The 26,898-nt window shown below is 73.2% G+C and carries 19 protein-coding genes and 2 pseudogenes; 17 read left to right on the top strand and 4 right to left on the bottom strand.

Translation table 11 applies throughout. The annotated features are described in order from the left end of the window. Window positions 1-924 precede the first annotated feature (924 nt). The 3 genes from QMZ92_RS04990 to QMZ92_RS04980 all read left to right on the top strand — a co-directional run bounded on the left by QMZ92_RS04990 (window position 925) and on the right by QMZ92_RS04980 (window position 5,959). Complete coding sequence (locus QMZ92_RS04990) at window positions 925-1,716, top strand: uracil-DNA glycosylase (RefSeq protein WP_283296013.1); 792 nt, start codon at window positions 925-927, stop codon at window positions 1,714-1,716. A gap of 371 nt (window positions 1,717-2,087) precedes the next feature. Then, entirely contained in the window at window positions 2,088-3,887 is a 1,800-nt protein-coding gene (locus QMZ92_RS04985; protein WP_283296012.1) for an RICIN domain-containing protein, read from the top strand. A gap of 314 nt (window positions 3,888-4,201) precedes the next feature. Continuing rightward, window positions 4,202-5,959 (top strand): alpha/beta hydrolase, encoded by a 1,758-nt coding sequence (locus QMZ92_RS04980; protein WP_283296011.1) that lies wholly within the window; start codon window positions 4,202-4,204, stop codon window positions 5,957-5,959. 463 nt (window positions 5,960-6,422) lie between these two features. On the opposite strand, the gene QMZ92_RS04975 is transcribed toward QMZ92_RS04980, so the two are convergent. Continuing rightward, window positions 6,423-7,001 carry a lamin tail domain-containing protein gene (locus QMZ92_RS04975; RefSeq protein ID WP_283296010.1) on the bottom strand — a complete coding sequence of 193 codons (579 nt, stop codon included), beginning with the start codon at window positions 6,999-7,001 and terminating at the stop codon, window positions 6,423-6,425. A gap of 436 nt (window positions 7,002-7,437) precedes the next feature. On the opposite strand from QMZ92_RS04975, the gene QMZ92_RS04970 reads away from it, so the two are divergent. The 9 genes from QMZ92_RS04970 (at window position 7,438) to QMZ92_RS04930 (ending at window position 17,762) form a co-directional block, all read left to right on the top strand. Then, window positions 7,438-8,916, top strand: a complete 1,479-nt coding sequence (locus tag QMZ92_RS04970; RefSeq protein WP_283296009.1) for a glutamate-cysteine ligase family protein — start codon at window positions 7,438-7,440, stop codon at window positions 8,914-8,916. A 169-nt stretch (window positions 8,917-9,085) separates the two neighbouring features. Then, window positions 9,086-9,847, top strand: a complete 762-nt coding sequence (locus QMZ92_RS04965) for a class E sortase (RefSeq protein ID WP_283296008.1) — start codon at window positions 9,086-9,088, stop codon at window positions 9,845-9,847. Between the two features lie 123 nt (window positions 9,848-9,970). Continuing rightward, window positions 9,971-10,450 carry a (2Fe-2S)-binding protein gene (locus QMZ92_RS04960; protein WP_283296007.1) on the top strand — a complete coding sequence of 160 codons (480 nt, stop codon included), beginning with the start codon at window positions 9,971-9,973 and terminating at the stop codon, window positions 10,448-10,450. Then, window positions 10,447-12,909, top strand: a complete 2,463-nt coding sequence (locus tag QMZ92_RS04955; protein WP_283296006.1) for a xanthine dehydrogenase family protein molybdopterin-binding subunit — start codon at window positions 10,447-10,449, stop codon at window positions 12,907-12,909. The genes QMZ92_RS04960 and QMZ92_RS04955 overlap by 4 nt, the downstream gene beginning before the upstream one ends. After that, window positions 12,906-13,760, top strand: a complete 855-nt coding sequence (locus QMZ92_RS04950; RefSeq protein WP_283296005.1) for an FAD binding domain-containing protein — start codon at window positions 12,906-12,908, stop codon at window positions 13,758-13,760. The genes QMZ92_RS04955 and QMZ92_RS04950 overlap by 4 nt, the downstream gene beginning before the upstream one ends. A 15-nt stretch (window positions 13,761-13,775) precedes the next feature. Further along, the gene (locus tag QMZ92_RS04945) at window positions 13,776-14,738 is read left to right on the top strand and encodes an AAA family ATPase (protein WP_283296004.1); all 963 of its coding nucleotides are present in this window, start codon (window positions 13,776-13,778) and stop codon (window positions 14,736-14,738) included. 5 nt (window positions 14,739-14,743) lie between these two features. Beyond that, window positions 14,744-15,892 carry a vWA domain-containing protein gene (locus QMZ92_RS04940; protein WP_283296003.1) on the top strand — a complete coding sequence of 383 codons (1,149 nt, stop codon included), beginning with the start codon at window positions 14,744-14,746 and terminating at the stop codon, window positions 15,890-15,892. Then, complete coding sequence (locus QMZ92_RS04935) at window positions 15,885-17,030, top strand: XdhC family protein (RefSeq protein ID WP_283296002.1); 1,146 nt, start codon at window positions 15,885-15,887, stop codon at window positions 17,028-17,030. The genes QMZ92_RS04940 and QMZ92_RS04935 overlap by 8 nt, the downstream gene beginning before the upstream one ends. Before the next feature lie 18 nt (window positions 17,031-17,048). Further along, window positions 17,049-17,762 carry an SRPBCC family protein gene (locus QMZ92_RS04930; RefSeq protein ID WP_283296001.1) on the top strand — a complete coding sequence of 238 codons (714 nt, stop codon included), beginning with the start codon at window positions 17,049-17,051 and terminating at the stop codon, window positions 17,760-17,762. A gap of 3 nt (window positions 17,763-17,765) precedes the next feature. Here QMZ92_RS04930 and QMZ92_RS04925 read toward each other — a convergent pair whose 3' ends face one another. Then, on the bottom strand, window positions 17,766-18,647 hold the full coding sequence (locus QMZ92_RS04925; RefSeq protein WP_283296000.1) for a class I SAM-dependent methyltransferase: 882 nt from the start codon (window positions 18,645-18,647) through the stop codon (window positions 17,766-17,768). A 106-nt stretch (window positions 18,648-18,753) separates the two neighbouring features. Between QMZ92_RS04925 and QMZ92_RS04920 the strand changes: the two genes are divergently transcribed. The 4 genes and pseudogenes from QMZ92_RS04920 to QMZ92_RS04905 all read left to right on the top strand — a co-directional run. Then, entirely contained in the window at window positions 18,754-19,347 is a 594-nt protein-coding gene (locus QMZ92_RS04920; RefSeq protein WP_283295999.1) for a helix-turn-helix domain-containing protein, read from the top strand. 304 nt (window positions 19,348-19,651) lie between these two features. Further along, window positions 19,652-19,852, top strand: a pseudogene (locus QMZ92_RS04915) (transposase); the annotation flags it as partial. Window positions 19,853-20,074: 222 nt separating this feature from the next. Continuing rightward, window positions 20,075-20,863: a hypothetical protein gene (locus QMZ92_RS04910; RefSeq protein ID WP_283295998.1), complete on the top strand. Its 789-nt coding sequence runs from the start codon at window positions 20,075-20,077 to the stop codon at window positions 20,861-20,863. Between the two features lie 307 nt (window positions 20,864-21,170). Next, a pseudogene (locus QMZ92_RS04905) lies at window positions 21,171-22,003 on the top strand (SDR family NAD(P)-dependent oxidoreductase); the annotation flags it as partial. Here the strand turns inward: QMZ92_RS04905 and QMZ92_RS04900 are convergent. Both QMZ92_RS04900 and QMZ92_RS04895 read right to left on the bottom strand, forming a co-directional pair. Continuing rightward, window positions 21,896-23,332, bottom strand: coding sequence for an LmeA family phospholipid-binding protein (locus QMZ92_RS04900; RefSeq protein ID WP_283295997.1), 1,437 nt, complete (start codon window positions 23,330-23,332; stop codon window positions 21,896-21,898). The pseudogene QMZ92_RS04905 and the gene QMZ92_RS04900 sit on opposite strands and share 108 nt — an antisense overlap. Window positions 23,333-23,725: 393 nt before the next feature. Then, complete coding sequence (locus QMZ92_RS04895; protein ID WP_283295996.1) at window positions 23,726-25,282, bottom strand: ATP-dependent DNA ligase; 1,557 nt, start codon at window positions 25,280-25,282, stop codon at window positions 23,726-23,728. A gap of 531 nt (window positions 25,283-25,813) precedes the next feature. On the opposite strand from QMZ92_RS04895, the gene QMZ92_RS04890 reads away from it, so the two are divergent. After that, a complete protein-coding gene (locus QMZ92_RS04890) occupies window positions 25,814-26,896 on the top strand; it encodes a phosphatidylinositol-specific phospholipase C domain-containing protein (RefSeq protein ID WP_283295995.1) in 1,083 nt (360 codons plus the stop codon). Window positions 26,897-26,898 lie beyond the last annotated feature (2 nt).

Genomic DNA, 26,898 nt, shown 5'->3' with positions numbered 1-26,898 from the left:
GGGGTCGCCCGATCCGGCGACAAGGCGCCACATGGTCGTCGATGAACACGTACAGTGCCGCCAGAAGGGCGTCCAGGTTTGTCTTCACACACTGACCAACGGGCGCCCTTCGCCATGGTTGCGACCAGCACACACATCGGACTCACTCATCTAGGGGTCGGAGGTCGTTGCGCACGGCCCGGGGCCTTTCGGTGATCGAGAGGTAGTGGTTCGGGGCTGCGCGATTCCCGGACGGGACGGCCTGTCGGAGGCCGGGGTTCGCCGTCCCCTGACGCAACGTCTGTGGACGGCCTGAGGCGTCCTAGGGGCGGCGCGACCGTGCCACGGGTCACCCAGGACAGCGGGCTACCCGGGCGGGCACCGGTCGGTGGTGGTCGTCGCGGGGTCCGGTGGCGGCCGCGCAGCCGTCACCGGCGGGCCGGAGACACCAGGATCACGTCGTACCGTGACCGGGGAACGAAGGCGGTGGTGCGGCAGCGCACGTCCGGCCCCCCTTCACTCGGTCCAACTCCTGGTGGTGCGCGCCACGTTGACGTGGCGGCGTGTGAGCCGAGTGTAGAGAGCCCCGGGAGGCGGGCGCCCGGGATTTTCCGCGCCCCGGCTCCAGGGACCGCGTCCGCGGCGTCGGGAAGGGTGCTGGGGCGCACCCGGCTGCGGTAGCGGTAGCGGTAGCGGTAGCGGTAGCGGTAGCGGTAGCGGGGCGGAACGCGCGCCCGCAGCCCGGGCGTACCCGGTTCCGTCCGGGCTGCGGGCATGCCGTCCGTCCCCGGCGCACGTCGTGGGGCACCCCTCCCCCGGCGCCGACCGCCGGTCACCGGTGCCACCGCGGGTCCGCCCACGCGGCGCCACACCGCTCCCTGTCCGTGCGGCGTGCGCCGACCGCCGGGAGGCCATGGCACCGCGGGGGCCCGGTAGCGTGGAGGGATGGAGCGACCGCTCGACCGAGGCACCGGCCCTGGTGCCGACGACCCGGCGTTCCCGGCCCGCCACGCGCCTCGTTGCACCCGCCTGGGAGAGCTGGACGAGTTCGTCGCACGGTGCCGGGCGTGCCCCCGGCTCGTCGCCTGGCGCGAGGAGGTGGCCCGGGTCAGGCGCGCCTCGTTCCAGGACTGGGAGTACTGGGGGCGCCCGGTCCCCGGATTCGGTCCCGCGGACGCCTCCCTCGCCGTGGTCGGACTCGCCCCGGCCGCGCACGGGGCGAACCGCACCGGACGGATGTTCACCGGCGACGCGACCGGTGACTTCCTCTTCGCCGCCCTGCACGAGATCGGCCTCGCGTCGCAGCCCACCTCGCGGCACACCGGCGACGGGCTGGCGCTGCGCGGCGTGCGGCTGACCGCCCCCGTGCACTGCGCCCCACCGGAGAACCGGCCGACGGCGGACGAGCGCAGTGCGTGCCGTCCCTGGCTGTCGGCCGAGCTGGGCCTGCTGGCTCCCCGGCTCCGTGCGGTGGTCGCGCTCGGCGGCTTCGGCTGGCAGGCCCTGCTCTCGGCGATCCGCGAAACCGGGCGGCCGCTACCGCGGCCGCGTCCCGCCTTCGGCCACGGAGTGCACGTCGTCCTGCCGGCGGGCGACGGTCTTGCGCCTCCGCTGCACCTGCTGGGCAGCTACCACCCGAGTCAGCGCAACACCTTCACCGGCCGGCTCACCTTCCCCATGCTCGTGGGGGTGCTGCGCCAGGCTGCCGAACTGGCGGATCTGCCGGACGTGCGCTGAGTCCGACGGCGCATCACGCCCGGCGTCCGGGGCGTGACCGTCGGCGGTTTCCGCCGGTCGGGGGAGGACGCCGCGCGGCTCGGCGCCGAACTGGCCCGCGTCACGGGCCCGCTGGAGGAGGCGGCGGACCGGATCCTGGCCCGGCTGCTGCCCGGACCGCCGCACGACGACACGGTGCTGGTCCTCGCCCGCGTGGGACGGGCCGGCTGCCGGGCGGCCCGCCGACGCCCTCACCACGACGACTTACCCGCGGAAACACCTTTCCCGGCCCGTCCCGCTGATCCACCATGGGCATTTGTTACCGGCCAGTGAACCGGCGTGCCCCGTGCGGGGCGGGTCGGCCATGCCTCGGGGGACGAGGAGACACAAGGGTGCCAGAGCTCCACAACGCACGTCCGCTGCGCGCACAAGGGCAGCCGGACGAATCCGCCCTGTCGGACGCGGAGCTCGGGGAGCGGATCCGGTCCGGTGCCCCGCGCGCCCATCCGGCGATCCAGGAGCTCGAACGCCGGCACCTGCCCGCGGTCCTCGCCTACGCCCGGCTCTGCGGCCGGAACCAGACCGCCGGCAACCAGCTGGCCGGCCAGGCGCTGCGGCTGGCCTCGGAGGAGGCCGGTCGGGGCATCGAGCCGCGCGGGCTGTGGCGCCACCATCTGCTGGTGCTCGTCCGGCGCGTGGGCACGGACTGGGCCCGCGACGGCCGCCGGGACAGGCTCTCGGCCGACTTCGCCGCCTGGATCGACGAGACCGACGACACCGGGACCGGTGCGGTCCCGGCCGTGGGGACGTCCGCGGCCGCCGTCCCCGGCCGGTCGGCGGCCGGCGCAGCGCCGGAGGTCTCCGCCGCCGTGCTCACCGCCTTCTGCCGGCTGCCCGCCCCGGCCCGGGGAGCGCTCTGGTACGCCGTGGTGGACCAGGAACCGGACTCCACGACCGCCGGGTATCTGGGCGTCCGCGCCGACCTCGTCCCCGATCTGCGGCTCCGGGCGCCGGAGTCCATGCGCCAGGCCTTTCTCCAGGCGTACCTGGAGCGGGGCGACAAGCGGTGCCTCGGTTACCGCAGGATCATCGAGGCGGCGGCCCGGACCGTGGACCGGAGGCGGAGCGAGGATCTGACGCTGCATCTGACCGAGTGCCCGCGCTGCACCCGGGTGGTCGCCGAGCTGACCCGGATGACCGACAACCCCCGGATGGTCTTCGCCGAGCATCTGCTGGGCTGGGGCGGCGCCGAGTACACCGCACGTCTACCGGTGTCCGGGATACGGGGCACGGTGCCCGGGATACCCGGGATACCCGGGATACCCGGGACGGTACCCGCTGCCGGAACGCCCGGGCCCGTGCCCGACCAGGGCACCGCGCCGGGGAGCGGGCCGGCGTTCGCGGCCGGCGAGACGACGGCGTCGGCCCCCGGGCGTCCCCCGCAGCCGCTCGCCGGCACGGCGCCAGGGTGGGGCACGCGCCTTCGCTCCCGGACAGTCATGCTGGTCGCCGCCGCCGTGGTGGTCCTGGGCTCCGCCGCCACGGGGACCTCCCTGGTGGCCTCGTCCGGGGACTCCGGCGGGTCGCGCGAGTCGGCGGCGTCGGCACCCACGGCGCAGGGCGCGTTCCCCACCCTCCAGGCTCCGCCGCCGGTTCCGACCTCGCCGACGAGCCCCGGTGCGTCGCCCGTGGCACGGCCCACGCCGTCTCCGACGCGGACACCGCCCCCGGCCGAACCCCCGGAACCCGCGCCGACGAGGAGCGCGGTCGCGATTCCGGCACCGATCGTCCCCGGAGCGGGCTACCACCCGGTGGTCAACGCGGGCACGGGTCTGTGTCTCGACGTCGAGGACGGGGTGATGGCCAACCGGACCGACGTCATCACGACCAAGTGCAACGGCGCCACGACCCAGCGGTGGCGGCTCGAGTCGAACGGCCTGCTGCGCAACAGCGCGGATCCCGGCTTCTGCCTCGACTCGCGCGGGGACACCGACCGCGGCGCCGGGATCTGGTCGTGCTCGTCCGTCGACGGCCGCAACGGCCTCAATCTGCTGTTCGACGTCGACGGCGCGGGAGTGGTCAGCCCGCGGATCGACCCGGACTTCGCCCTCGAACCCCACGCCGGTTCCCTGGGGTTCGACCGGCTGGACGGCGACGCAGACCAGCGGTGGAACGCCGGCACGTCACGGTAGGCGGGCCGCGGCGCATCCGCCAATGCCGTGCGGACCCTCAGGCTGCCCGTGGCTCCGTGGCCGCCGCCGAGGTCGCCGACGGCGGCTGTGCGGTCGTCGCCCGGCACCGCCGAGGTCGGGCTCCGTCTGGAGCCGGAGCCTTTCGGCCCTCCCCTCGGCGGCCGAGGTGGCGGTTCTTCAGGAGCCCCGCCCCGCCCGACGGGTGACGGCCATTCGGCGGCGTGCGGGTTGCAGGCCCGGTGGGCCCGGCGTCGTATCGGGACGAACGCTCCTGACGCAGACGACGCCCGGTGTCGCGGCGGCAAAGGATGACCATGCACATACCCCGATCCCCCGTCGGCCGCGGGCGATTCGCCGCGGTCGCCGTCGCCGCCGCGATCTGCGCCTGCGTGCTGAGTGCCCCGGCCCCGGCCCCCGCCCCGGCCCCCGCCCGTTCCCCCGTCCCGGGGCCGGCCGACGGACCGGCCCCGGCGGACGCGGCTCCGGCCCTCGCCTGGAGCCCCTGCGCCGAGGCCCCCGGCTTCGACTGCGCCACCGCGAAGGCACCGCTGGACTATCGGCGGCCCGCGGGGCGAGCGGTGGATCTCGCCGTCATCAGACACCGGGCGACGGGCCCCGCACCGCGCCTCGGCACCCTTTTCTTCAACCCCGGCGGCCCCGGCGGAGCGGGCACCCGGGCCCTGCCCCAGTGGTACGAGCTCTTCCCCGAGGAACTCCGGCAGCGCTTCGACATCGCCAGCTGGGACCCGCGCGGGGTCGGCGGGAGCACCGCGGTCCACTGCTTCCCCACCACCGACGAGGCGTACGAGTGGCTGGAGCGCATACCCTTCGGGTTCCCCGTCGGCGAGAGCGAGACGGAGGCCTGGGTCGACGCCTACTCCGACCTCGGCCGGCTCTGCGAGCAGCGCGACCCGGAGTTGTTGCGGCACGTCTCCACCACCGACACGGCACGCGACCTGGACCGGCTCCGGCAGGCCGTGGGCGACGAGAAGCTCAGCTTCCTCGGGGTCTCGTACGGAACGTTCCTCGGTGCCACGTACGCCAATCTCTTCCCCGGCAGGGTCCGGGCGATGGTCCTGGACAGCAACATAGACCCGAGGGCCTGGGTGGACGGGGCCGTCGGTGCGGACCCGCGGCTGACGACGTTCCTCAGGGAGGACGTCGACCTGGGGTCGGCCGCGACCCTGCGTCAGTTCCTCGACCACTGCGGGCGCACCGGTGCCGACCGTTGCGCCTTCTCCGCCGGGAGCCCCGAGGCGACCCGTGCGAAATTCGAACGGCTTATGACGCGCCTCCAGGAGCATGCACAGGGGTCGTGGACGTACGCCAGGACCGTCACCACGGTGCTCAGCGGCCTCTACGCCATCGACCCCGGCTGGTACGACCTGGCCTGGACGCTGGAGGACCTCTGGGCGTGGCGGCCCCCGCAGGAACCCGTCGCGCCGGAGGGCCCCTTGCCGTACCCGGCGTTCGAACAGATCGAGGCGATCCGGTGTTCCGAGAGCCCCAATCCGCGCGATCCACGGCGCTTCCCCGAACTGGCGGAGTTCAGCCACGGCCGCGCCGGTGACCTCGGCCGGGCCGTCGCCTGGGCGAGCGAGCCGTGTGCCACCTGGCCGGCGACGGCCGCCTCCCGCTACGCGGGCCCGTGGAACCGTCCCACGGCGAACCCCGTGCTCGTGGTGAACACCGTGTACGACCCCGCGACCCCGTACCAGGGCGCGCTCGCAATGACCCGGCAGCTCGCCCACGCACGCCTGCTGACCGTCGAGGGGTACGGGCACTCGTCCGTCCTCAACCCGAGTCTGTGCGTGGACGACCACGAGCGCCGCTACCTCGTCGACGGCGTCCTCCCCCCGGCGGGGACCGTCTGCCGGCAGGACGTGCGTCCGTTCAGCGAGTCACGCCCCCGGGGCGGCGTCGGCACCGGCGGCGGCGGAACGGCCGGGCGTCGACGAGGCGGCGTGGACGAGGGGGCGGGGACGGGCGCTGTCGATCGCGCTGATGGGGCTGCGGCACTGCCGGGACACGAATCCGAGGACGGCGGCCGCCGCCAGGCACGTCGTCCGTGAGGTCGTCACGGACCACGGGGCGCGCCGCCCGGACGGGCGGGAGCCGGACGGGCGGGCGGGAGCCGGACGGGCGGCGCCCCGGGCTGGAGCCGCTCGGGCGGGAGCCGCGCCTTCCGGCAGTGGCCCGGGCGGAGGCCGGAGCCTCCCGTCCGTTCCGTACGGATCCGGACGGAACGGACGGGCCGGAGTCATGACAGCCGATGCGGGCCGGACCCCGGCCCGGCCCGCATCGGGTTGAACGGCACAGCGGCCGCCTCGGTGCGTCGCGGTGCGGCCGCGACGGTGGGCCGGTGCCACGCCCGGCGATGGCTGCCCGTCGAGGGGGCGTCCGGTGCATGCGACCGCAAGGCGGCCGGAAGCCCTCGTGACGGAGCTGTCGGGGCTTCCGGCCCGCGCTGCGAGGGACGCGTGCCGGACGGCGACGGGACAGGCTCGCCGGGACGCGCTGGTGCCGCATCAGGCACTAACGGCGGGGGAAGCCGCGCCCCCAGGACTCGAAGTCGACCACGCGGCCGCGGCCGTCGCGCAGCGTGGCCGTGTCCCGGCTGTCCCAGATGTGGTTCCGGCGGCCCTGGTAGACGTCGTGGCGGGTGTCGAAGCCGCGGCCCGTGTGGACACGGACGCTGGAACGGGCGGGCAGGCGCAGGTCGTCGAAGCGGTAGCGGTTGCCGTCGCTGTCCGACAGGGTCCATCCGTCGAGGTCGACGGCGCGGCGGCCGTTGTTCGTCACCTCGACCCACTCCGCGTTCAGGCTGCGGTTGGAGCGGAAGTCACGACGCGGGCCGTTGTGCTGGACCTGGCCGATGACGACCGAGGAACGCCGGTCCCGGCCGAACCGGTCACCGCGCCGGTCACCGTCGAATCTGTCGCGGTCGAAGCGGTTCCGGTCGTCGTGGTGGCGGCTGTGGCCGGCGTGACGGTCTCGCCCGTCGCGGCGGTCGTGCCCGTTGTCCGCGGAAGCCGGCACGGCCATCGCGCCGACGATCGCGCCGGACGCCAGGGCCGCCGCCACGAGACGACGGACGTTGCGGGAAGCAGACATGTGGATGCCCTTCACTTCAGTGCCCACCCGGCCTGCGGGGCCGGCGGGCGGACCATGCTCTCGGCCTGTGCCGAGGTCGCACACACTCGCCGGACAGCGACTCCCATAAGCACCCAAACCACCCCGTGTTACGAAATACGGATATTTCCGTAACTCTCAGCTGCATACGGCATGAACAACGGCAACGTGAGCCGACAAACCTTCTGCACCGCACAGCGACCCGTACAAGCATCAACAACAAGCGTTTGCCGTCCTCTCTCGCCACCCCGTACGCCACCCCACCCGCCGGGCGGCACGGACGCGGCGACGTGTAACAGACCACGTCCGCGGGCCGGGCGCTCCGGACCGCCCGGCCCGCGGTCCCGCTCGCTGGTCGAGTCCGACGGGCGGTGGCACCCTGAGAGAGGATCGGGCCCGAGGAGATTCGGGAGGGCCGATGGGACGAGACGTCCCGGCGCTGGTCTTCACCCGTGACGACCGCCGTCGGTACCGGAACAAGATGCAGGACTGTCTCGACACCTTCGCGCAGATGCTGAGCGAGTCACGGTTCGAGTCGGAGCGGCCGCAGGTCGGCCTGGAGATCGAGCTGAACCTCGTGGACGGCGCGGCCGAACCGGCGATGCGGAGCACCGACGTGCTCGAGGCGATCGCCGATCCCGCCTGGTCCAGCGAGCTGGGCCGGTTCAACCTGGAGATCAACATCCCACCGCGCCGGCTGACGGCCGGCGGCCCTGACGCCTGGGAGCAGGAGATCAGGGACGCGCTCAACCACGCCGAGGACCGGGCCGCGCAGGTCGGTGCGCACCTCGCGATGGTGGGGATCCTGCCGACGCTGCGGCAGAAGGACGTGGGCGAGGCGGCACTGTCCGAGAACCCGCGCTACCGGCTGCTGAACGAGCAGGTGTTCGCCGCCCGCGGGGAGGACCTGCGGATCGCCGTGGACGGTGTGGACCGGCTGCGGACCTACGCGGACACGATCACACCCGAGGCCGCCTGCACGAGCACCCAGTTCCACCTGCAGGTCTCGCCCGACGAGTTCGCGGGGTACTGGAACGCGGCGCAGGCCGTCGCGGGCGTGCAGATCGCCCTGGCCGCGAACTCCCCCTTCCTGTTCGGCAAGGAGCTGTGGCGGGAGACCCGTATCCCGCTCTTCGAGCAGGCGACCGACACCCGCCCCGAGGAGATCAAGGTGCAGGGCGTGCGGCCGCGGGTGTGGTTCGGCGAGCGCTGGATCACGAGCGTCTTCGACCTCTTCGAGGAGAACCTGCGCTACTTCCCCGCACTGCTGCCCCTGTGCGACGACCAGGACCCGGGGGAGACCCTGGAGGGTGGCGACACCCCGGAACTCGCCGAACTCACGCTGCACAACGGGACGATCTACCGCTGGAACCGCCCGGTGTACGCGGTGACCAACGACCGGCCCCACCTCAGGGTCGAGAACCGGGTACTGCCCGCCGGGCCGACGGTCGCCGACGTCCTGGCCAACGGCGCGTTCTACTACGGACTCACCCGCGCACTGGTCGAGGAGGAGCGCCCGGTGTGGTCGCGCATGTCGTTCTCGGCCGCCGAGGACAATCTGCACACGGCCGCCCGCCACGGGATCGACGCCCGGCTGTACTGGCCGGGTATGGGCGAGGTACCGGTCGCCGAGCTGGTGCTGCGGCGACTGCTGCCGCTGGCGCACCGAGGTCTGGAGCTGTCCGGGATGGACGCGCAGTGGCGGGAGCCCATGCTCGGGATCATCGAGCAGCGCTGCGTCACGGGCCGTAACGGCGCCGTCTGGCAGGCGGAGATGTTCCACCACATCGACAGCACCACCCATGTGACCCGCCACGAGGCACTCCGGCGGATGACGAGGCAGTACATCGACTACATGCACCTCAACGCGCCCGCGCACACCTGGCCGGTCGACTGAGCGCCGTCGCGTGTACGGGGCGGCCCCGACCACGGAAGGGCGCCACGGACGGGCGGCGCACGGAGTGACGGCACGGGAACAGACGATCGGTTACCGTCGTGAAGACGGCCGCGGCCCAGCAGTACCGACCGTGGCCCGCCGCGCCCCCGCTACGGATCCGAATGCCCCCATGCACGCTTCCCGCGCCGTTCCCACCGCTCTCGCCGGAGCCCTCGTCGCCGTGCTGGCAGCCTGTTCCCCCGCGGCCGGCGGTGCCCGGACGTCCGACAGGCCCGCAGCCGCCCCGGGGACCTCGCCCGCCGCGACCGAGACCCCGAGGTCACACCCGTCCGCCTCCGCCCCGCCGGCAACGGCCTTCGCCCCCGCGTCCGCCCCGTCCGCGAGCGGGACCCCGGAGCCGCCGGGCAGCGCGCGCACCCGGCCGGCCACGCTGAGCATCCCGTCGATCGGCCTGGTGGACCTGCGCGTCGTCCCGTACCAGGGGACCACCGACGACTGGCCGGGAACGCGCATCCAGGACCTCGGGGTGGCCGCCAGCCCGTACGGCGAGCGGGGCGGGGCCGGACCGGGAGAGGTCGGCAACTACCTCGTCACCGCGCACCGGCTGTCCGCCGGCGGGCCACTGCGGGACCTGCCGTCCCTCGGAGTGGGCGAACCGGTCGTGGTGGCCTCGGGAGGCAAGGTCTACGAGTACCGGATCACGGAGCACCGGAGGACATCCTTCCGATCGGCCCGGTCACTGGCCGAGCAGCGGGCCGCCGTGCCCGGCTTCCCCGGCAGGACCGCCACACAGCCGATGATCACGATCTCCACCTGCGCCACCCCGGAGGACAACGCCGCGGGGAACTTCTGGCGCGACGACCGGAACAACCCGGAGCACCGGATCGACCGGGTCGGCGTACTCACGGACGTGCGCGACACCACGGGCTGACCGGCCCGAGCGGGCCGAGGACGCCGTCAAGCGGCACGGTCGCGGGGCGTGTTGCACCGATCTAGTGTTGGACATACCAGACAAAACCATCTGGTATCCCCTGCCCGGTCCCTGGGAGGGCCGATGAACCGTATCTCGGTGACCGTGGACGGCGTTGTCTACCAGGACGACGTGGAACCGCGTCTGCTGCTGGTCCACTACCTGCGGGAGCGCCTGGGACTGACCGGCACCCCCGTCGGCTGCGACACCGGCAGCTGCGGCGCGTGCACCGTCGAGCTCGACGGGCACAGCGTCAAGAGCTGCTCGGTGCTCGCGGTGCAGACCGACGGAGGCGAGGTGACCACCGTGCAGGGGCTCGGCTCCCCCACCGGGGGCCTCGACTCCCTCCAGCGGGCCTTCCACGAGAAGCACGCCCTCCAGTGCGGCTACTGCACCCCCGGGATGATCATGGCGGCCCGGGAACTGCTGAGGGACAACCCGGACCCCACTCCCGACGAGGTCCGCCACGCCCTCGAGGGCAACCTCTGCCGGTGCACGGGCTACCAGAACATCGTCCATGCGGTGCTGGCGGCCGCCCGCCACGAGCAGGAGGCCACGACATGACCGCGCAGCCCGCGGACCGGACGCAGCGGGAGGTCGGCCGCGCCCGGGCCCGCAAGGAGGACGCGCACCTGGTCACCGGTCAGACCACCTGGACCGACAACGTCAGCGTGCCCGGCATGCTCCACATGGCCGTGCTGCGCAGTCCCATGGCCCATGCCCGGATCGACCGGGTGGACGTGTCCCCCGCACTGGAGCGGCCCGGTGTCGTCGCGGCGTTCAGCGGACGCGACCTCGCCGACGGTCTCGCCTCGATGCCGTGCGTGTGGCCGGTGACCGAGGACATCGTGATGCCCGACCACCCGCCGGTCGCCGTGGACGAGGTGCGCTACGCGGGTGACCCGGTCGCCGTGGTGATCGCCCGTGACCGCTACGCGGCGGCCGACGCGCTCGAGGCGGTGGACGTCGACTACACCCCGCTGGAACCGGTGCTCGACCTGGAGGCGGCGCTCGCGGAGGACGCACCGCTCGTGCACGCGGACAAGGGCACGAACCGGTGCTACGTCTGGCCGCTGACGACCGGTGAGGACTGGGACTCCGCGCGGGCCCGGGCGGACGTGGTGGTCTCCCGTCGGTTCCTCCAGCAGCGGCTCATCCCCAACGCGATGGAACCGCGAGCCGTGGTCGTCATGCCGATCGCCGCGTCCGGCGAGTACACCATGTACTCCGCCACCCAGATCCCCCACATCGTGCGGGTGCTGATGGCCATGGTCACCGGCATCCCCGAGCAGAAGCTGCGGGTGATCGCCCCGGACGTGGGCGGCGGCTTCGGCTCCAAGCTCCAGGTGTACGCGGAGGAGGCAGTCGCCCTCGCCGTGGCGCGCGCGCTCGGCCGTCCGGTGAAGTGGACCGAGTCGCGCTCCGAGGGCTATCTCGCCACCCACCACGGCCGGGGCCAGATCCAGGACGTCCAGATCGCGGCGACGCGCGAGGGGAAACTGCTCGGACTGAAGGTCGACCTGCTCGCCGACCTCGGCGCGTACCTGATGCTGATCACACCGGGGACCCCGCTGCTCGGCGCGTTCATGTACCCGGCGATCTACAAGATGGACGCCTACGCCTTCACCTGTACCGGCGTCTTCACCACGCGGACACCCACCGACGCCTACCGGGGCGCGGGCCGCCCGGAAGCGACGTTCGCGATCGAGCGCATGATGGACGAACTCGCGGCGGAGCTGGGAATGGACCCGCTGGAGCTGCGCCGGCGCAACTGGATCGGCCACGACGAGTTCCCGTACACCTCGATCGCCGGGCTCACCTACGACAGCGGCGACTACGAGGCGGCGACGGAGAAGGCGCTGGCGCTGTTCGGCTACGAGGGGATGCGGGCCGAGCAGCAGGAGCGGGTACGGCGCGGCGACCCGGTGCGCCTCGGCATCGGCATCTCGACGTACACCGAGATGTGCGGGGTCGCGCCGAGCCGGGTGCTGAGGGACATGCGGTACGCGGCCGGCGGCTGGGAGACGGCGAACGTCCGCATGCTGCCGACGGGCAAGGTCGAGGTCGTCACGGGCACGAGCCCGCACGGCCAGGGCCACGTGACGTCCTGGAGCCAGATCGCCGCCGACGTGCTGGGGGTGCCGTTCGAGGACGTCGAGGTCGTGCACGGCGACACCCGGGCGGCGCCCCAGGGGATGGACACCTACGGCTCGCGCTCCCTCGTGGTCGGTGGCACGGCGGTGCACGAGGCGGCGCAGAAGGTCGTGGCGAAGGCACGGAAGATCGCGGCGCATCTGCTGGAGGCCAGCGAGGACGACCTCGACTTCGCCGAGGGCGTGTTCTCGGTGAAGGGCTCCCCTGACGCGCGGCGGACGATCCAGGAGATCGCGTTCGAGGCGTTCTCCTCGCACGACCTGCCCGAGGGCATGGAGCCCACGATCCACGCCGACCACGTGGTGGACCCCGACAACTTCTCCTACCCGCACGGCACGCACCTCTGCGCCGTGGACGTCGACACGGAGACGGGCCACACCCGGATCCGCTCCTATGTGTGCGTCGACGATGTCGGTCGGGTGGTCAACCCGATGATCGTCGAGGGCCAGGTGCACGGCGGCCTCGCCCAGGGCATCGGCCAGGCGCTCTACGAGGAGGCCGTGTACGACGCCGAAGGGAACCTGACGTCCGGGACGATGGCGGACTACCTGGTGCCCTCGGCGGCGGACCTGCCCGAGTTCACGACCGAGCGCACCGAGACACCTGCCACCACCAACCCGCTGGGTGTGAAGGGCGTCGGGGAGGCGGGGACCATCGCCTCCACACCGGCGGTCGTCAACGCCATCGTGGACGCGCTGCGCCCCCTCGGTGTGACGGACGTGCCGATGCCGTGCACCCCCGAGCGGGTGTGGCGGGCCATCCGGCAGGCCCGGGGCGAGGAAGGCGCCGTCCCAGCCGACGGACGGCCGGAGGGCACGGCACCGACGACGGGCCAGGCGCCCGCCCCGGGCGAGGAGGGGTTGGCATGATCCCCGCGGCGTTCGACTACAGGCGGCCGGAGTCGGTGGACCAGGCCGTGACCGCGCTGGCGGACGGCGGTGAGGAAGCGAAGGTCCTCGCCGGCGGCCAGAGCCTGCTCCCGATGCTGCGGCTGCGGCTCGCCTTCCCCGAACTGCTGGTGGACGTGGGCAGGATCGACGAACTGCGCGGAGTCCGCGAGGAGGCGGACACCCTCGTCATCGGGGCCATGACCACGCATCACGACGTGCTGGCCGACCCGCTGGTGCGGCGGCACGCGGGCCTGCTCGCCGCGGCGACGGAGACGGTCGCCGACCCCGCCGTGCGCAACCGGGGGACGCTGGGCGGCTCCCTCGCCCACGCGGACCCGGCCGCGGACCTGCCCGCGGTCGTCCTCGCACTCGACGGCGAACTGGTCGCCGCCGGCCCCGAAGGCCGGCGCACCATCGCGGCACGGGACTTCTTCACCGACTACCTGCAGTCCGCGCTGAGCCCCGACGAGCTGCTGGTGGAGGTACGGCTCCCGAAGTGCGGAGACTGGGGATTCCGGTACGAGAAGTTCCACCGGGCCGCACAGGCATGGGCGGCGGTCGGCGTCGCGGTCCTGGTCCGCTCGGACGGCGGGCGGATCGCCGAAGCCCGGATCGGGCTCACCAACATGGGGCCGACCCCGCTGCGGGCCGCCGCCGCCGAGGCGGCGCTCGCGGGAGCGGAGGGCCCCGAGGAGGTGGCACGTGCCGCGGAGGCCGCGGCCGAGGGCACCAGCCCCTCGACGGACCTGTGGGGTTCGTCCGAGTACCGCGAGCACCTGGCCCGGGTACTCACCCGGCGGGCGGTGCTCGCCGCGGCCGGGCCGTCGTGACGGGTGGCCGCACCGATGAGCGAGACGGCGACAGGGCCCGCGGGGGAGGCCGGCGACGGCGGGGCGCGACGGGTCGCCGGAGCAACCGCCGTCCTTCCCCGGGGGCCGGACGAGGTGCGGCGGCGGCTGGAGGAGGTCGGCTACCTCGTGGACGAGGGCCTCGCCACCGCCTGCTTCCTGGCGCTGAGGCTGCACCGCCCGGTGTTCTGCGAGGGTGACGCGGGCGTGGGAAAGACCTCGCTCGCCGGCGCGCTCGCCAGGATGCTGGAAGCGCCGCTGATCCGGTTGCAGTGCTACGAGGGGATCGACGCCTCGCAGGCCCTGTACGACTGGGACTTCCCGCGGCAGCTGCTGCACCTGCGCGCGTCGGAGGCGGCCGGGGTCACCGACGTGGACCGGCTGGAGGCGGAACTGTACGACCGGCGTTTCCTCGTCGAACGGCCGCTGCTGCAGGCGCTGCGGACCCAGCCCTCGGTACTGCTCGTCGACGAGGTGGACCGGGCGGACGACGAGTTCGAGGCGTTCCTCCTGGAGCTGCTGTCGGAGTACTCGGTCACCGTTCCCGAACTGGGCACGCTGCGCGCCGAAACCCCTCCCGTGGTGGTGCTGACGTCGAACCGGACCCGAGAGGTGCACGACGCGCTCAAGCGGCGCTGTCTGTACCACTGGTTCGACCACCCCGCCTTCGCCCGGGAGCTGGCGATCGTCCGCAGCCGGCTGCCCGCGGTGTCGGCCAGGCTGGCCGAGCAGGTCACCGCCCTCGTCCAGGCCCTGCGGTCGGAGGAGCTGGTGAAACCGCCGGGAGTGGCCGAGACGATCGACTGGGCCGAGGCGCTGGACGCGCTGGGAGCCACGGAGCTGGATGCGGAGCTGGCCGTGGCGACGCTCGGCTCGGTGCTGAAGTACCGGGAGGACACGGAGCGGGCCCGGTCCATGGACCTGTCCGCGATCCTCGCGCTGCGGGCGGCGGGGGCGTGAGTCGGATGGCGGCCCTGGACGGCGGTACCGCGGTGCTGGTGGGATTCGCGCGCGCGCTGCGCGCCGCGGGACTGGACGCCGGGCCGGACCGGGTGCAGACGTTCCTGCGGGCACTCGACGTCCTGGGACCTCGGCGGCGGACCGACGTGTACTGGGCGGGGAGGCTCACGCTGTGCGGCGGCCAGGACGACCTCGACCGCTACGACCGCGTGTTCGGCGTCTACTTCGGGCCGCGCGACCGCCCTCCGGCGCCGCGCGCCCGGCCGCTGCCGCCGGCCGCCCCGCCGCCGCGGCTCGCCGTACGGGAGACGGACCGCGTCCCCGGCGGCAGCGGGGAGGAGGACCGGCGGCCGGCCGCGGCGGCGTCCCTCGCCAGTCCGGTGGATGTGCTGCGACATCGCGATGTCGCAGCACTGACGGCCGCCGAACGCGAGCAGGTGCGGCGACTGCTGGCCGCGTTCGCGCTGCGGGGCGAGCCGCGTCGCTCCGCACGGCTGCGCCCGGCCCGGCGGGGTGTCGTCGACCCCCGGCGAACGGTGCGGGAGTGGCTTCGCCGCGGCGGGGAGCCGGCCCGGCTGCGCCGGCGGGCGCGTGCCGAACGCCCCCGCCGGGTGGTGCTGCTGGTGGACGTGAGCGGGTCGATGGCCCCGTACGCGGACGCGTTGCTGCGGTTCGCGCACGCCGCGGCGCACGGCGGTCCCGCGGCGTCGAGGGCGGCCACGGAGGTGTTCACGATCGGCACCCGGCTGACGCGGGTGACCGCCGCGCTGGGGCACCGAGATCCGGACACCGCGCTGGCGGCGGTCGCCGCCGCCGTCCCCGACTGGCGCGGAGGCACCCGGCTCGGCGAGATGCTGAGGGCCTTCCTCGACCGGTGGGGCCAGCGCGGGATGGCGCGGGGCGCCGTCGTCGTGGTGCTGTCCGACGGCTGGGAGCGCGGCGATCCGGCTCTCCTCGCCGCCCAGATGCGGCGGCTGCACCGGCTGGCGCACCGGGTCGTGTGGGCCAATCCGCGCAAGGCCCGGCCCGGATACGCGCCACTGGCGGCCGGGATGGCGGCGGCCCTGCCCAGCGTCGACGCGTTCGTCGAGGGACACAGTCTGGCGGCGCTGGAGCACCTCGCCGCGGTGGTGAGAGGAGCCGAGGATGCGTGAGATCCTGCCCGCCCTGAGCCGCTGGTACGCCCAGGGCGAGCCGTTCGGACTGGCCACGGTCGTGTCGGTGAGCCGCAGCGCGCCGCGCGGGCCCGGCGCGGCGATGGCCGTGGGCCCGGACGACGAGGTCGTGGGCAGTGTGTCCGGCGGTTGTGTGGAGGGCGCGGTCTTCGAGATGGCGCAGGAGGTCCTGGCCGACGGTGCGGCGCGGCTGCACACCTTCGGGTACAGCGACGAGGACGCGTTCGCGGTCGGGCTGACCTGCGGTGGTGAGATCACACTGCTGGTGCGGGCCGTCTCGCCGGCCACCGACGCGGTGTTCGGGGCGGTGGCCGACTCGGTCGCCGCGCACCGTCCGGTGACGGTAGCGACCGTGACCGACGGCCCCGCACCGCGCGGAGCCACCCTGGCGGTGTGGGCGGACGAGGTGGCCGGGTCGCTCGGCTCCGAGGGGCTGGACGCCGCCGTCGTGGCCGACGCGCGCGGTGAGCTGGCGCAGGGCTCGACCGGTGTACGACACTACGGGCCGCGGGGACAGCGACGTGAGGACGACGTCGCGGTCTTCCTGCACTCGTTCGCTCCGCCGCCGAGGATGCTGGTGTTCGGGGCCATCGACTACGCGGCCGCCGTCGCCAGGATCGGCGACTTCCTCGGCTACCGGGTGACGGTGTGCGACGCGCGTCCGGTGTTCGCCACGCCGAAGCGGTTCCCGGAGGGCGTCGAGGTCGTCGTGGACTGGCCGCACCGCTATCTGGACCGGACCGAGACCGACGCGCGCACGGTCGTCTGCGTACTGACGCACGATCCGAAGTTCGACGTGCCGCTGCTGGAGCAGGCCCTGCGCCGGCCGGCGGCGTACATCGGCGCCATGGGCAGCCGCCGCACCCATGACGACCGCGCCAAGCGGCTGCGCGAGGCCGGGCTCGGCGAGGAGCAACTGGCCCGGCTGCGCTCGCCGGTCGGCCTTGACCTGGGGGCCCGCACTCCCGAGGAGGTCGCCGTGTCCGTGGCGGCGGAGATCGTGGCACTGCGGTGGGGCGGGAGCGGCGCGCCGCTGACGGAGACGGCCGGCGCGATCCATCCGGCCGGGTCGGGTCCCGGCGGCGCCGGGACGAGGGCGGGGTCCGCCGGAGTGTGACGAGGAACGGAGCTGAGCATGGAACTGCGGCACGAGTTCACCGTCCCCGTACCGGTCGAGGAGGCGTGGCGGACACTCCTCGACATCGAGCGGGTGGCGCCCTGCCTGCCGGGCACGACCGTGCAGGAGTTCGACGGCGAGAAGGTCACCGGCACCGTGAAGGTCAAGGTGGGCCCGGTCACGCTGACGTACCGGGGCACCGCCGTCTTCGAGGAGAGGGACGAGACGGCACATCGGATGGTGCTGAAGGCGAACGGCAAGGAGATGCGGGGGCAGGGGACGGCACGGGCGACCGTCACGGCCGGGCTCACCGCGTCGGACGAGGGGACGGCCGTGTCCGTGCGCACCGACTTCGCCGTGACCGGCCGGCCGGCCCAGATCGGGCGGGGTGTGATGGCCGAGGTGGGCGACAGGCTCGTGGGCCGGTTCGCGGACTGCCTGTCCGAGCAGCTCGCCGGGGCGCCCCGCGCGGGTGCCGGGGCCGGCCCGGCCGCGGCCGGGCCCGCAGTAGCGGGAGCCGGGGAGCCGCCCGCACCTGCGGCTGCCGTGGTGGAACCCGGCGGCCCGGCCGGGGCCGGTGCGCGTGCGGAGGCAGCGCCGGCCGAAGCCGCCGAGCCCATCGATCTCCTGCGGACCGCGGGCCTGCCGGTCACCAGGAGGATCGTCCCGGTGGCACTGGCCGTGGCGGCCGCCGCCGCGGTGGCCGTGGCCGTCCGGCGCCGACGGCGCTGACCGTCAGTCCGTGCGGGTCGCGAGCAGGGCGAGAAGCAGCGGGATCCGGGGCGAGCCGTCGGGCAGCCGCCACCAGCCGCCGGGCGTGCGAACCATCTCCGGCCAGCGCGGCCAGGGGAGTTCGTCGCTCTCCCGCAGCCTGGTGATCCCGAAGCCGGCCCCGGTGACGGCGTTGACGATCTCGTCGATCCCGTGCATCCACTCGAAGCTCTCGGTCGTCCCCCGCACGGCCGGCCCGTCGGTGTACGTGTACGTCGAGTCCCGGCGGATCGCGCCGCGTCCGCCCAGGTAGTCGTGGCGCAGCAGGAGTTCGGAGCCCTCACCCGGCGCGGGCTTGGGGCCGAGGGAGCCCAGCAGCGGGTGGAACTCGACGAGGTACAGCCGGCCGCCGGGGCGCAGCAGCGCGGCGGCCGTGGCGGCCCAGCGGTCGAGGTCCGGCAGATAGCACAGCGCGCCCTTGCCTGTGTAGACGACATCGAACCGCCGTTCGGTGCCGAGTGCTTCGGCCGCGTCGTAGACGTTGGCCTGGACGTAGTCGACCGGAAGACCGGCGTCGCAGGCGAGGCGGCGGGCCGCGGCGACCGACGCCCCGGAGATGTCGAGCCCGGTGGTGCGGGCGCCGCGCCGGGCGAAGGCGAGCGTCTCGGTGCCGATATGGCACTGCAGGTGCAGCACGTCACGGCCGCTCAGATCGCCGAGATCCACCCATTCGAAGTCGCCGAACCAGCGGTCGGGGTCGGCGTCCCGCTGCCCTTTCCCCGTGAGCCCGTAGAACGCGCTGGCCAGGTGCACGGGGGTGCGGGCGTCCCAGTTGGCCTCGTTGGTCCGCATCATCCGCCGCAGGGCGGGGTCCAGGGGTGCGTCGTGCTCGGCTGCTTCGGTCATGGGGACCATCCAAGCGTCCTCGGCCGCCCGGACGGGCACGCCCGGGCGGCCTTTTCCGGACAGTCTCCACTTGACGAATCCGTTTGCCATAGCGGCAAATGGATCCATGGCGGAGAACGATTTCGACGAGGTGCTCACGGCCGTGGGACCTCGGCTGCGGGCCCTGCGGCAGGCGCGCGGCAGCACGCTGGCCCAGATCGCCGAGACGACCGGGATCTCGCTGAGCACCCTGTCACGGCTGGAGTCCGGCGGACGGAAGCCCACACTCGAGCTGCTGCTGCCGCTGGCTCAGGCGTACGGCGTGCCGCTGGACGAGTTGGTCGACGCCCCCGCCGTCGGTGACGCGCGCATCCGGCAGCGCCCGTTCACCCGGAACGGGCAGACGTACGTACCGCTGACGCGCTACCTCGGGGGTATGCACGCCTACAAGCACATCGTGCCGCCGCGGACGAAGGACAAAAGCGCGCGCCCCGAGCAGAAGGTGCACGAGGGCTACGAATGGCTCTATGTACTCACCGGACGGCTGTGGGTGGCACTCGGCGAGCACGACCTCGTTCTCGGCGCGGGCGAGGCCGCGGAGTTCGACACCCGCACGCCGCACGGCTTCGCCAACGCCGGAGACCGGCCCGTGGAGTTCCTGTCGCTGTTCGGGCCGCAGGGGGAGCGGATGCACGTACGGGCACGCCCGGCCCCGGGCTGATCCGCCCGTCAGGGCCGTCAGGGCCCTCAGGGGAGAATAGAGTGGCAAGCCGTCTGGGGACGCCGCCGCCGGTGACCTCCGCCTGGCTGGCCCCACCGTGCGCTGGTTCGAGGCCGCTCCGCAGCACGGCGGCATGTTCGTCTACCTCGCCACCCGCCCTGTCGATGACGCCACCGGCGGGCGGGCGTCGCCCCCGCAGCCCGGACGCCGACAAGCTCACCGTCCAGGTGAACGTCCCCTTGCACGGCCAGAGCCCGTCCGATGGGTCGGTGACCGAGGCTTGCGTTCCCCCGTTTTGTTCGGCGTGGGGAGGGGTGATCTGTCAGACCGCGACTGGTCTCGCCTGGAAGGGCATCCGCCGAAGGCTGTTAGCAGAGGCGGCCGGTGGAAGGATCATCGGATCGTCATCAACGGGATCCTCCTCAGGCTCCGGACCGGTGTGCCACGGCGTGACCTTCCCGCGCGCTTTGGGAGCTGGAAGACGATCTACGACAGGCATAGGCGCTGATCGGCGGACGGCACGTAAATGAAGCGGAGCGAACCGTCCTGGCGCTCAAGGGCTTCCGCGCTGCAACGGCCGGGTACGAGAAGCGGGCGTACATCCATCACGGCACTGTCACGGCTGCCGCGATTCGGCTGTGGCTCCGCTCATGATCCGCGAGTGGGACGCTGTCACAGCAGGCCCATACACTGCGAGCGCTCAACGACCAGCTGACCGGAAGGCACGATGACGCGCACCCTCAGACCGTCGATCGAAGCGATACTCGCCGTGCTTCCCGAACTCGCCCCCCACGCGCGCGAAGCAGCCGTGCTCCGTCCCGAGCGGGCAGAGCCGGACTGCCGGAGCAGTTCGATCGGCGGACCACTGCTATGGCCGGATGATGAACCGTGGCCCGAGTGCTCCTTGCCCGACGAAGGCAGCCCCGCCGGTGTGCCTGCCACGGCCATGGTGCCGGTCGCACAGATCTTCCGGCGCGACGCGCCGGGACCCTGGTGGCCCGCTGGCATCGACCTCCTGCAGATTCTTTGGTGTCCCAATGAACACTGGGATCCTCCGGCCCAGCAGGCAGACGTCAGCCCTGTGATCGAAGTTCGATGGCGTCGGGCCGCTGACGTGACCAGCCAGTTGACGACCCCGCCGTCTCCCTCGCGCTATGACGAGGACGGCTACCTGCCCCAGCCGTGCGCCATCACCGCTGGGCACGTGACCGACTTCCCCTTCCGTGAGGAGCTGCCGGCACAACTCCGTCCGCGGCTGGAGGAACTGGTCCGCGAGACCGGCGACGGCGGTGACGTCATCACCTGCCTTGCCGGCTGGAAACTCGGCGGCTGGCCAACCTGGCACCTGACGCACCCCACAGTCCTTCCCTGCGGTGACTGTGGCACGGCCATGACGCTCCTGTTCACCGTGGCCAGCGACGACGAGACAGAGGTTGTCGTCGGCCGGTGGGGAGACTTGCGCATCTTCACCTGCCCCGCTGACCACCGTCACGCCTTCCAGGTGGACTTGCACTGACCACCGGCTCATCACCCGCACCCGCACCACGACCCATCAGATCGGCTCTAGGAGCGGCAGCGGCCTCCACGGCCCGCCATCGCCGCCTACCCTCCCCCGACGGCGACGACCGGCTCGAAGCAGCTGCCACTTCATCCGCCCGGACACCCGGCCGACCGTCGCCTGGTGTACGAACGCAGTCCCGGACGAGTATCGCCATGCCTTCGGACCGGTCCGCCCGGGCGGCCGGCAGGGTGCGCGCCTCCCGGGACGAGTGCGCCGGTACGGTGCCGCCGTGCAGGGACCGTGACGCGTAGAGTCAGGAGCCATGATCGATCGAGGAGTTGCCGAGTGCGGAGTCCACCTCGTCACCGGCGGGGGGACGGGCATAGGCGCCGCCACCGCGCGCAGGCTGCGGGCGGACGGCCATCGTGTCGCCGTCTCCGGGCGGCGCCCCGGCCCGCTGGAGGAGATCGCGCGGGAGACGGGGGCACTGGCACACGCCGCCGACACGGCCGACCGCGACGCGGTGGAGGGGCTGGTCGAGGCGGTGGTCACGGCCTACGGTCGCCTGGACGGCGTCGTGCTCAACGCGGGCATCGCCCGCAGCGGTGCCGTCGGCGATCTGCCGGACGAGGACTGGGAGGCGGTCATGCGGACCAATGTGACCGGCCCGTTCCTGCTCCTCCGCGCGGCCCTCCCCCATCTGCTCCGGTCACGCGGCGCCGTCGTGGCCGTCGCCTCGGTGTCCGCACTGCGCAACGGCCAGGCCAACGCCGCCTACGCGACGTCCAAGGCAGCGCTGCTGCAGCTGTGCCGTTCCGTCGCCGTCGACTACGGCCCGCAGGGTTGCGGGCCAACACCGTCTGCCCGAGCTGGGTACGGACGGACATGGCCGACCGGCGCATGGCGCGCTTCGCCGAGGAGGCCGGACTGCCGGGCGCGGGTTCCGCCGACGGCACCGAGAAGGCGTACGAGGAAGCCGCCCGGCTCATCCCCGCACGCCGGCCCGGCGATCCGGCCGAGGTCGCCGAGGCGGTCGCCTGGCTTCTGTCACCCGCCGCCTCGTTCGTCAACGGCGCCACGCTGACCGTCGACGGAGGGGTGACGGTCGTCGACCCCGGGGCGGTCGCGTTCCACCACCGCATCGCGCCCCGCACCGGCCTCGACGGCTGAGGGCACGCCGGAGGCGGCGGTCGGGGCCGGGCTCTCGCGGTCTGGGCCGGTGGGGCGGCCGTGGCCGGGGCCGGCTTCGGCAGGCCCGGTGGCCGAAGGGCGGCCGGCGGAGTGCTTGCCGAAGGTAAGACCGGTCCCCGTCAGGTCGGCACGGATGCCCTCGCGCTCCACGGCGATGTCCTCGAGCCGGATGTCCCCGGCTGTCGTCCTCGGCAGTTCGAACGACAGCGACAGCCGGTCGGAGAGCTGCGGTGGCCGGAGCTCCAGCAGGGCGCCGACCAGCCGGGGATCGATGCCGGCCTTCTCCAGCAGCCAGGGATGGTCGACGACGACATCGACGAGGTTGACCTTCATCAGCCGCTGGAGGAAGCGCGGCGTTCCGGTGAGCCGGCTGAGTTCCTTCTCGCTGCGCAGCGCGCGTTCGATCTGGGACTCGGGAAGCCCCAGCCGCTTCACCACGGCCGGCAGGGCCAGCAGGGCCCTGACGCGGGCGGCCTCACGGCTGATGCGCGCCGCGGCCTCGCGGTGGAGGTGCAGGCCGGAGTGCCCGGGGTCCTGGCCAGGCCGGTAGCTGAACAGCCCTGGGACGTCGAGCCGCATCCCTTCGACGGTGGTCGACACGGCCCGCTGCCCGTCCCGCTCGATGCGGGCCTCCGCCCGGACCGTGATCTCCCTGCCGGCCACGGGCAGCGACCCGGCCATGTGGACCACGCCCGGACCCGCTCTGGTGAACTTCACCCGGGACGAGCCGAGTTCACGGTTCAGGTCGTCGAAGGAGAGCAGGACGTCGCCGTCCATGCGGTCGACGACGGCGCCCCGCAGGGAACTCGGCAGATCGCCGACGATCCGGACGTCGCGCGCGGTGACGTGGACCTCCGCGAGAGAGACCTTGTCGGCGGCCACGTCGGGCAGGGTGACGCCGACCCGGTCGATCCGCTGTCCGAGCACCTGGGTGAGGAAGGGGAAGCCGGCGATGTCGACGTCCGGGCGCGCGCCGAGACCGAGCGAGTCGCGGATCCTCTCCTCGGCCTTGTCCTCGGCGTAGGCGAGGGTCAGCCGGTCGCCGGCACAGAGGAGCGTGGCGCACACGACGGCGCCGACGGTGAGCTTCAGCGCCACCGGAAGTGCTCCGAACCGGCTCCTGCCGCGATGGTTGGGCGGCGACCATTCGTCGGGCGTCTCGTCCGACGGGATGCCGCGGGCGGGCGCACCACCGTACGCGCGGGCCGCGGAATCACCGTGCTCGGCGAACTCCGGCTCCGGGTCGGCCAGTTGGGCAAGCTCCTCATACGGATTGCGGGAATGCGCGGTCATGCGTGTGGGGGGTCGCATCGACTCATCCCATCACGATCACCACCCTCGAACGCAAGTCCGGCCACCGTGGACCGCACCGCAGCCCCCGGCCTCAGGAGCCCTTCCCCGGACGCGGTCGGCGGCGGATCTCGGGTACGGGCCCTCGGTGCCGGAAACCGTTCGAGGAGCGGAGCGACCGGGAGGACCGGGAGCAGGCCCGATCAGCTCTCGACGGAATTTCGAGGAACGCTCTAAGATGGTTTATCGTTCATATAGGCGTGGTCGCAGACCGCACCATCGGTGACGGTGCGCCCACCCCGTGAACGGCCCCGGCCGGCATCCCCCGACCGGCCGGGGCCATCTCCTCCTCGACGCGCCTCCTCCCCGCTGCTCCGGGCAGCACGTCTCAGCGCGTCAGCCCTCCGACGGAAGCACCACGGGCGTGGCCGCCAGGACGTCCTCGATCGTGTCGGCCTCCGCCGCCGGCTTGTCGGGACGGTGGCGCAGGACGCGGGCGAACCGCAGCGCGACGCCGGCGGGATAGCGCGAAGACCGCTGCAGACCGTCGTAGGCGATCTCGACGACGAGTTCGGGCCGGACTCGCACCTCCAAGCCGTCGTCCTCCACCGCCAGCGCCAGCAGCCGCTCCGTCTGCCAGCGGAGCATCTCGTCGGTGAGCCCCTTGAACGTCTTGCCGAGCATCACGAGCCCCCCGTCGGCGCCCCGTGCCGCCAGATGAAGGTTGGACAGCAGTCCCGTGCGGCGGCCGTGGCCCCACTCGGCGGCCGGCACGACCAGGTCGAGCGTGTGCACGGGCTTCACCTTGAGCCAGGAGCGGCCGCGACGCCCCGCCACATAGGGCGCGTCGAGTCCCTTGACCATGACGCCCTCATGGCCGCGGTCGAGCGTGGCGGCGAGGAAACCCTCGGCGCCCTCCAGCTGGACGGGGGACGCGGGATCCTCGACGACGTACCGCCGGACCCGCATGGCCTCGGGAACCAGCGCGGCCAGTTCCGCGTGGCGCTCGCGCCCGGGCAGATCGAGGACGTCCCTGCCCTCCGCGGCGAGGATGTCGAAGAAGACCGGTGACAGCGGGACCGCCGCGGTGGCGGCGGCCACGTCCGTGCGGGAACCGACACGGGAGGCGGTGTCCTGGAAGGGCAGCGGCCTGCCCGCCGGGTCGAGTGCGATCACCTCGCCGTCGAGGATGAAGCGGTCCCCCGGCAGCTCCCGCACCGTCTCCACCACGTCGGGCAGCCGGGTGGTGATGTCGTCGAGCGACCGCGTGTGGACACGCACCTCCCCGGCCGAGCGATGGACCTGGATACGGACCCCGTCGAGCTTCTCCTCCACGGAGCAGGCGCCCAGAGCCCGGACCGCTTGGGCCACCGACGCCGAAGTGTGGGCGAGCATGGGCTGTACGGGATGTCCCACACGGAGCCGGAAGGACGAGAGTACCGCCGGCCCCTCCGCCAGTACCGCCTCGGCCACCCGGGGAAGTGAACCGTCGAGCATCACCGCCCGCCGGACGTCCCCCGCCGGTGCGCCGACCGCCTTGGCGACGCCCTCGAGTGCCACCGCGTGGAGGGCGCCCTGGCGCACCTCGCCCGTCAGCAGCCTCAACAGGAACTCCTGCTCGGGCGGGGTCGCGGCGGCCATCAGACCGCCGACGAGCCGCCTGCGCTCCGCCTGGGCACCGGGCCCCGCGACGCCGGCGAGTGCCGTGAACGCAGCGTCGGTCTCCTCGACGGTCAGGACGGGCTCCCCGGCCGGCTCGGGCCGGTGGCCGAGGACGCTCCAGCCGACGCCGAGCCGCCCCTGAGGAAGCCGTCCGGCCAGATAGGAGATGACGAGCCCGGCCTCCTGCGGCCGGGCGTCGCGGAACAGGGACGCCAGGGCTTCGATCTTCCGGGTGCGTGACGGCTCGGCAGCGATCTGCCGGGACACATCGGCGAGGCGGGCCAGCAGCATGCGGCCATCGTGCCCGCCGCGACCCCGGTCCGCACGCCGGCGACCCCGGTCGGGGCCGTGCGACCGGGACGGCGGGCGAATCGGGCCTCGCTCGGGCGACGGGGCCGGGTCGGTGTGCCACGCCACCGGCAAGCGCGCGAACCCGAGCGCTCGCGCGGTCGGGGTTCAGGGGTTCAGGGGTTCAGGAGCCTTGGGGTCTTGGGGTTCCGCGGTCTGGACCGCTCGGGCGGGTTTCGCACGACCGGCGCAGGGACGCACCGGGCACGACGGGACTCGGGGCGGACGCGGCCCCTGCGGCACGAGCCTCCTCCCCGTCCACGGACACCCGGTGGCCGCACGCGGTGGGCGGGCACGGACGCGTCCGTCCACCGCGTGCGCTCCCAGCCGTCGCACGGCCGCCACTCGCTCACCCCCGGAATCACGGGGAAGTTCCGGAAGATTCCCTCTTCGCCGCTTGGACATCTCCCATCCTTCGCCCAACTCCCCTACCCTGCCGTGGATTTGCTCCACTTCCGACACAGGCAGGGGACCATGAGGAAGCTCTCGCGCATGACAGCGGCATCAGTCGCCGCCGCCGCACTGGGTCTGGCCCTCGTACCGGCACAGGCACCCGCGGCGGCCGCGCCGGGCACCGAGGTGACGGAACCGGCGTACTCGTCGACGACCTCGGTCGGCGTCCACAACGCGTACGAGAAGGCGAAGTACCCCTATTTCGCCGACGCCTTGGACTCGGGTGCGGGAATGCTCGAAATCGACGTGTGGACCAATGTGTTCGGCAGATCCTTCCGGGTGGCCCACGACAATCCGGTGGGCAACGACAACAACTGTGTGAACGCCTCGACCGCCGCCGAGCTGCGCACCAAGTCCCGCAACAGGGATCTCAGCGGCTGCCTCTCCGACATCCGCACCTGGCACGAAGCGAACCCCGGACACCGACCCATCCTGCTCAAGGTCGAGATGAAGGACGGTTTCCAGAACAAGTACGGCCGGGGCCCCGCCGCGCTGGACGCACTGCTCACCGCCAGGCTCGGTGACGCGCTGTACCGGCCCGCCGAGCTGGCCGCGGGTCACCCGGACCTGGACACCGCCGTACGCGCGCGTGGCTGGCCCTCCCGCACCGACCTCGCGGGGAAGTTCATCGTCGAACTCATCCCCGGCACGGTCGAGCAGGGGAACCCGTTCGACACGCTGTGGACGGACCGGGAGTACGCCACCCATCTGCGGAACCTCGCCTCGGCCGGCCGGCTGCCCGAGGCCTCGGCGTTCCCCGCCGTACTCGGTGCGCAGGCCGGCGACCCGCGCGGCCGTTACTCGGACGCCTCCCTCCGCCCGTGGTTCGTCGTCTTCGACGGGGGCGCCTCCCTCTACGCGGGCGGCTCGATCGACACCGCGTGGTACGACCGGAACCACTACCTCGTCCTCATGACGAGCGCCCACAGCGTGCCGCCCGCGATCGACAGCACCAGCCCTACGGAGGCACAGGCCCGCGACCGCGTCGCTCTGCTGGCCGGCAGGCACGCGAGCGTGGTCTCGTCGGACTGGCACACACTGCCCTCGGTCCTGTCGAGCGTCGTGCCCCGTGGCACCGCCGGCGGCACCCAGTCACAGCGGTAGGC

It is taken from the genome of Streptomyces sp. HNM0645, from assembly GCF_030056615.1.
Classification (GTDB): Bacteria; Actinomycetota; Actinomycetes; order Streptomycetales; family Streptomycetaceae; genus Streptomyces; species Streptomyces marianii.
The sequence above is the reverse complement of the archived record's forward strand: the minus strand, read 5'-3'. Positions and strand labels throughout refer to the sequence as shown.

Bases quoted from the DNA above. Each gene is read 5' to 3' on its own strand.
- QMZ92_RS04990 (WP_283296013.1), top strand. From the start codon at position 925: ATGGAGCGACCGCTCGACCGAGGCACCGGCCCTGGTGCCGACGACCCG.
- QMZ92_RS04980 (WP_283296011.1), top strand. From the start codon at position 4,202: ATGCACATACCCCGATCCCCCGTCGGCCGCGGGCGATTCGCCGCGGTC.
- QMZ92_RS04975 (WP_283296010.1), bottom strand. From the start codon at position 7,001: ATGTCTGCTTCCCGCAACGTCCGTCGTCTCGTGGCGGCGGCCCTGGCG.
- QMZ92_RS04970 (WP_283296009.1), top strand. From the start codon at position 7,438: ATGGGACGAGACGTCCCGGCGCTGGTCTTCACCCGTGACGACCGCCGT.
- QMZ92_RS04965 (WP_283296008.1), top strand. From the start codon at position 9,086: ATGCACGCTTCCCGCGCCGTTCCCACCGCTCTCGCCGGAGCCCTCGTC.
- QMZ92_RS04960 (WP_283296007.1), top strand. From the start codon at position 9,971: ATGAACCGTATCTCGGTGACCGTGGACGGCGTTGTCTACCAGGACGAC.
- QMZ92_RS04955 (WP_283296006.1), top strand. From the start codon at position 10,447: ATGACCGCGCAGCCCGCGGACCGGACGCAGCGGGAGGTCGGCCGCGCC.
- QMZ92_RS04950 (WP_283296005.1), top strand. From the start codon at position 12,906: ATGATCCCCGCGGCGTTCGACTACAGGCGGCCGGAGTCGGTGGACCAG.
- QMZ92_RS04945 (WP_283296004.1), top strand. From the start codon at position 13,776: ATGAGCGAGACGGCGACAGGGCCCGCGGGGGAGGCCGGCGACGGCGGG.
- QMZ92_RS04940 (WP_283296003.1), top strand. From the start codon at position 14,744: ATGGCGGCCCTGGACGGCGGTACCGCGGTGCTGGTGGGATTCGCGCGC.
- QMZ92_RS04935 (WP_283296002.1), top strand. From the start codon at position 15,885: ATGCGTGAGATCCTGCCCGCCCTGAGCCGCTGGTACGCCCAGGGCGAG.
- QMZ92_RS04930 (WP_283296001.1), top strand. From the start codon at position 17,049: ATGGAACTGCGGCACGAGTTCACCGTCCCCGTACCGGTCGAGGAGGCG.
- QMZ92_RS04925 (WP_283296000.1), bottom strand. From the start codon at position 18,647: ATGACCGAAGCAGCCGAGCACGACGCACCCCTGGACCCCGCCCTGCGG.
- QMZ92_RS04920 (WP_283295999.1), top strand. From the start codon at position 18,754: ATGGCGGAGAACGATTTCGACGAGGTGCTCACGGCCGTGGGACCTCGG.
- QMZ92_RS04910 (WP_283295998.1), top strand. From the start codon at position 20,075: ATGACGCGCACCCTCAGACCGTCGATCGAAGCGATACTCGCCGTGCTT.
- QMZ92_RS04900 (WP_283295997.1), bottom strand. From the start codon at position 23,332: ATGACCGCGCATTCCCGCAATCCGTATGAGGAGCTTGCCCAACTGGCC.
- QMZ92_RS04895 (WP_283295996.1), bottom strand. From the start codon at position 25,282: ATGCTGCTGGCCCGCCTCGCCGATGTGTCCCGGCAGATCGCTGCCGAG.
- QMZ92_RS04890 (WP_283295995.1), top strand. From the start codon at position 25,814: ATGAGGAAGCTCTCGCGCATGACAGCGGCATCAGTCGCCGCCGCCGCA.